At 78.3% G+C, this 5,218-nt stretch carries 4 protein-coding genes and 1 pseudogene; 2 read left to right on the top strand and 3 right to left on the bottom strand.

Annotation, left to right across the window (positions count from 1 at the left end; all coding sequences use genetic code 11):
- Positions 1-44: 44 nt before the first annotated feature.
- The 3 genes and pseudogenes from ACFCX4_RS34480 to ACFCX4_RS34470 all read right to left on the bottom strand — a co-directional run.
- Positions 45-632: a rhodanese-like domain-containing protein gene (locus ACFCX4_RS34480; protein ID WP_376151125.1), complete on the bottom strand. Its 588-nt coding sequence runs from the start codon at positions 630-632 to the stop codon at positions 45-47.
- A 61-nt stretch (positions 633-693) separates the two neighbouring features.
- Positions 694-1,461: a TSUP family transporter gene (locus ACFCX4_RS34475; RefSeq protein ID WP_376151123.1), complete on the bottom strand. Its 768-nt coding sequence runs from the start codon at positions 1,459-1,461 to the stop codon at positions 694-696.
- A gap of 224 nt (positions 1,462-1,685) precedes the next feature.
- Positions 1,686-2,021, bottom strand: a pseudogene (locus ACFCX4_RS34470) (MBL fold metallo-hydrolase); the annotation flags it as partial.
- A gap of 136 nt (positions 2,022-2,157) precedes the next feature.
- Here ACFCX4_RS34470 and ACFCX4_RS34465 point away from each other — a divergent pair.
- Entirely contained in the window at positions 2,158-2,832 is a 675-nt protein-coding gene (locus tag ACFCX4_RS34465; RefSeq protein ID WP_376151121.1) for a maleylpyruvate isomerase N-terminal domain-containing protein, read from the top strand.
- Between the two features lie 142 nt (positions 2,833-2,974).
- Complete coding sequence (locus ACFCX4_RS34460) at positions 2,975-5,158, top strand: restriction endonuclease (protein ID WP_376151119.1); 2,184 nt, start codon at positions 2,975-2,977, stop codon at positions 5,156-5,158.
- Positions 5,159-5,218: the final 60 nt, after the last annotated feature.

Genomic DNA, 5,218 nt, shown 5'->3' with positions numbered 1-5,218 from the left:
GAGCGGGGAGTCCTCCGGTGGCGGGGCCGCGCTCCCGCGCCGGGTCAGTGCGCCCCGGTGAGGGCGGCGAGGGTGGTGTCGAGGTCGGGGACCTGGCCCGGACGGGGGCGGTTGTGCGGGAGGCGGGCGAGCAGGTTGCCCATCGCGCAGGTGTTGGTCACCGCCGAGAGGACCAGGCCGGCGCCGACCCCGGCGGAGAGCCAGCGGAGGCCGGGGCGGGCCCGGTCGGCGAGCAGCCCGGCCACCACGAGGCCGCCGGCGGCGAAGCGGACCTGGCGGTCCATCGCCCACGGGGCCCGGGCCGGCGCGCCCTCGGGGCGCCGCACCTCGTGCCCGGCGGCGGCCCAGGCACTGGTGCCGCCGACCAGCGTCGCGGCCGGGATGCCCGCGGCGACGAGGTCCTCGCAGGCCCGGCCGGAGCGGTTGCCGGAGGCGCAGACGACGAGCAGGTCGCCGCGGGCGGCGGCGGTGCGCAGCGCGGGGAGGGCGCGCTCCAGCTGGTCGAGCGGGATGTTCAGGGCGCCGGGGACGTGCCCGGCGGCGTACTCGCCCGGGGTGCGGACGTCGACGACGGTGAGGGTGGCGAGGCGGGGGTGCGCCTGGGCCGGGGTGAGTTCGGTGGGGGTGGCCATGGGGGCTCCTCGGGGAAGGGGTCTCTGAAGGGTTCGCCGGGCAACGGCGGTACGGGGGGAGTCAGGAGGGTCGGAGCACGGCGTCGGCGCCCATCACCACGGCGACGGCGAGCAGCAGTCCCGCGAAGGTCCGCTGGAGGACGGCGCCGGAGAGCCGGGCGGCGAGCCGCTTGCCGTCCCAGGCGCCGAGCACGGCGGCGGCCGTGAAGGGGGCGATCACGGCCCAGTCCAGCCCGGCCGCGCCGCCCCGGGTGACCAGGGAGGCGGAGGCGTTGACCGCGATCACCGGCAGGCTGGTGCCGATCGCGGCCTCCATCGAGAGCCCGACCGCGCCGACCAGGGCCGGCACGGCCAGGAAGCCGCCGCCGACACCGAGCAGGCCGGTCAGTGCGCCCAGCCCGGCCCCCGAGGCGGCGGCGCGCCCCGCGCGGGACCCGGCGGGCACGGGCGGACCTGCCGCCGGGGCCGGGCGCGGCGGGCGCAGCATCCGGAGGCCGGCCAGGGCGGCGACCAGCGCGAAGGCGGCGGTGAGCACGCCCTGCGGCAGCCGGGCCGCGGCGGCGCCGGTGAGGGCGGCGGGCAGCAGGCCGGCGGCGGCGAAGGCCAGGGCGGTGCGCCAGCGGATGGTGCCGGCCCTCGTGTGGGCGACGATCGCCGAGACCGAGGTGGCGAGGACGATCAGCAGGGCGGCGGTGGTGGCCGCCGCCGGGCTGAGCCCGAGCAGGTAGATCAGCGCGGGGACGGCGAGGATGCCTCCCCCGCCGCCGAGCCCGCCGAGCACCAGCCCGACGACCGCCCCGGCGGCGAGCGCCAGCAGCAGGGTGGTCATCGGCGTGCTCCCGGGGGGAGGGACGCGGGGCGTGCGGCCGGGGCGGCGGCGGATCCGGGCCCGGCGGTCGGGGCGCCGGTGCCGGTGCCCCGGGGGCGGGCCGGGCGGGGCCCGGTGGGTATTCGGGGGGCGGGACGGAGTGGGGGGTGGTGCATGGTGGTGCTCCTGCGGGGTGGTGCCGTACGGGTGGTGCGCCCTGGGGGTGGGCGGTCAGGTGGTCACGACGGTGTGGCGACGGCCCGCAGGGTGAGGCCGGCGGCCGGGTCGGTCTCGAACTCGCCGCCGTCGTGCACGAGCACCCGCCGGTAGGAGACGGCGGCGTCGGCCGGGACGAGGTGGTGGGCGCCGGTGCCCCGGGCGAGTTCCAGGCCGCCGGTGACGCGGGCGTTGTGGACGTGGGTCCCGGCCGCGCGGGCGATCCGCACTCCCCGGCGGGCGGCCGCGGCGACCACCCGGTCGGTGTCGCGCGGCGGGTCGATCACGACGGCCCCCTCGGGCCCGCCGGCCAGGTGGCCGCGGTTGCCGGGGCCCTCGGTCTCCAGGGTGTCGACGAAGAACACGTGCCTCTCCTTCACGTCCTGCTCGGAGACCCGCCGGCGCGGCGGGCCCGGTGTACCCCCCGGGGTATCTCCGACTGTAGCAGAGATACCCCCAGGGGCATTTTTCGCACGACGGGCCACCGGATAGCGTCCCGGCATGATCACCACCGATGCCCCGACGCCCGGCCCCGTGACCCCCGACGACCTGGCCGCCGTGCTCCGGCTCGCCCTGCGGACCCTGCGCGCCGCCCCCGCCGGCGCCGACTGGTCCCGCCCGGCCGGCGGCGTCGCCTGGGACTGCTGGAGCACCGTCGAGCACCTCGCGGACGACCTGCTCGCCTACGCCGCCCAGCTCGGCCCGGAGGAACCGCCCCGGGACCGCTACGTGCCGTTCGCCACCCGGCGGCCGTTCCCCGGCGGGCCGAGGAACTTCGTCCTCGCCGAGCGGGACGGCGGCCCCGGGGCCCTGCTCCAGGTCCTGGAGGCGAGCGGCGGGCTCATGGTCGCCGCCGCCCGGGCCAGGACGCCCGACGTCCGCGCCTTCCACCCCTGGGGGCTCGCCGACCCGGCGGGCTTCGTCGCGATGAGCCTGGTGGAGACGCTGGTCCACCTGCACGACGTCGCCGGGGGCCTGGGACTGCCCTGGGACCCGCCGGCCGACGTCTGCCGCCGCACCCTGGCCCGGCTCTTCCCCGACGTCGCGCCCCACCCCGGCGCCGGACCCTGGCCGACCCTGCTCTGGGCCACCGGCCGCGCGGCGCTGCCCGGCCGGCCGCGCCGCACCGAGTGGCGCTGGTACGCCGCGGTGCGCGAGCCCGGCGCCGGGGCCTGACGCCCGTTCACCCCCGGCCGACGCCGCAGGTCGCGGGGCCTTTGCGCACTCCCCCGGGACACGTTCTATTGTGGCGGGCGCGGCAGCGGCGCGACCGGGAGGCCCGCGCCGCGGCGGACCGGTGTGGAACGAAGGGGTGGACGTGGCGGGGCGGCGGAACGACGGGGTACTGGCGGTCTGGGCGGAGGCCCAGCGACAGGAGCAGCGCCGGGAGGAGGCCCGGTGGCGCGCCCAGGCCGCCGAGCAGCACCGGCGGGAGCGGGAACAGCGCGAGGCACAGAAGGCGGCGGCCCGCACGGAGCGCGAGGCGCAGCGGGCGTACCAGCAGTCCCGGGAGGCCGAGGCGGCCCGGCGGACGGCCGAACTGGACGCCCGGGTGTCGGAGTTGAGCGGCCTGCTGGGGGCCGGCCTGGGCCGTGCGGCGTTCCGGCCGCAGAGTCTGCTCGCCCCGCGTCCGGTGCCGCCGTTCGAGCCGGGGCGGCTGGGCGAGCCGGTGCCGATGCCCGACCAGGCGCGCTACCAGGTGCCGCCGCCGGACCCGGTGCAGGCCCGCAACCCGGGGGTGTGGCAGCAGTACGAGCAGTACGTGGCGCAGGCCCGGGCGCGGTTCGAGCAGGACTGGTACGCGGCGCAGGCCGCCGAGGCCGACCGGCAGCGCCGGCTGGCCGAGTACCACGGCCAGTACCTGGAGTGGGTGGCCAGGTTCCGCCGGGAGGACGAGCAACGGGCCTCCCGCACCGAGGAGTTGCTGCGCCGGCTGCGGTCCGGCGAGGCGGAGGCCGTGCAGGAGTACTTCACCGCGGTGCTGTACGCCTCGGCGGGCTGGCCGGAGGGCTTCCCGCACCGGCTGGTGGCGGCCTGGGAGGCGTCGAGCCGCCAGCTGGTGGTCAACTGGGAGCTGCCGGGCGCGGACGTCGTCCCGGCGGCCGCCCGGGTGCGGTACGTGCGGACCGACGACCGGGAGGCCGAGGTGGCCCGCCCGGCGACCGAGCGCAAGGCGCTCTACCGGGAGGTGCTCGCGCAGACCGCGCTGCGGGTGGTGACCGAGCTCTACCGGGCGGACGGGGACGGACTGCTGGCCTCGGTGGTGCTGAACGGCTTCGTGCGCGGCATCGACCCGGCGACCGGCCGGGAGGCGGAGCGGTTCCTCACCACGGTGACGGTCGACCGGGGCGAGTTCGCCGGGCTGGCACTGGACCGGGTGGCGGCCGTGGAGTGCTTCCAGGGCCTGGGCGGCGTGCTGTCGGCGCGCCCCGAGCGGCTGGACGAGGTGCGGCCGGACCGGCTGCCGGAGACGGTCGGCGGCACGGTGGCCGGGCAGGGCGGCGAGGACGACCCCGACCTGTTCGAGATGGACCCGATCGAGTTCGAGGAGCTGATCGCCGAGCTGTTCCGGCTGCGCGGCTTCCGGGTGATGACCACCGCGCGCAGCGGCGACGCCGGGGTGGACGTGGTCGCCGAGGACCTCGACCCGGTGACCGGCGGCCGGATCGTGATCCAGGCCAAGCGCTACCGCTCGACGGTCTCCCCCACCGCGGTGCGCGACCTCGACTCGACGGTGCGCCACCACGGCGCGATCAAGGGCATCCTGGTGACCACCGCCGGGTTCGGGCCGGGTTCGTACGACTACATCCGCAACAAGCCGCTGACCCTGGTGAGCGGGCCCGAGCTGGTGGAGCTGCTGGCGGAGCAGGGTCTGCGCGGCCGCCTGGGCGAGCGGCCGAACGGCTCCGGCGGCCCACGGGGCACCGGGGCGCGGGGCGGCGGCGACGCGGCCGGACAGGGCGGGGCGGACAGGGCGGACGGGCACGCCACCACGACCCTCGCGCTCTCCTGGGGCAGCCGCACGGCCGGCGGCGACGCGGTCGAACTGGACGTCTCGGCCTTCCTGTGCGCGGGCGGCAGCGTGGTGGGCGACGAACACTTCGTGTTCTTCAACAACCCGCAGGACCCGGAGGGCGCGGTGCGGCTGCACCCGACCCGTTCGGTCCCGGGCGAGCCGGTCCGCCGCGCCGAACTCACCCTTGAGCCGGGCCGGCTCGCGCCGGGCGTGGACGAGGTGGTGGTCGCGGTGTCCACCGAGGAGGAGGAGAACCCGCCGCTGCCGCTCGGCTACGTGCACGGGCTGGCCCTGGAGGGGGCCTTCGCCGCGGACGCCGCCGGACCCGCCGCGTGGACGGCGGCGACCGGCGGGGTGTCGGAGAGCGCGATGGCCGTCGGCTCCTTCCGGCGGCACGGCGGCGTCTGGCGGTTCACCCCGAGCGGCACGCCGGTCGCGGGCGGCCTGGCCGGGCTCGCGGTGCGCTGGGGCGTCGCGGTCGAGTAGCCCCGGCCGGCCGGGCCCCGGGGAAATGTCATACCTGGGGAGGAGGGGTCCCCCCGCCGG

Source organism: Kitasatospora sp. NPDC056327 (assembly GCF_042261735.1).
Taxonomy (GTDB): Bacteria; Actinomycetota; Actinomycetes; order Streptomycetales; family Streptomycetaceae; genus Kitasatospora.
This window is presented reverse-complemented; position numbering and strand designations above follow the sequence as displayed.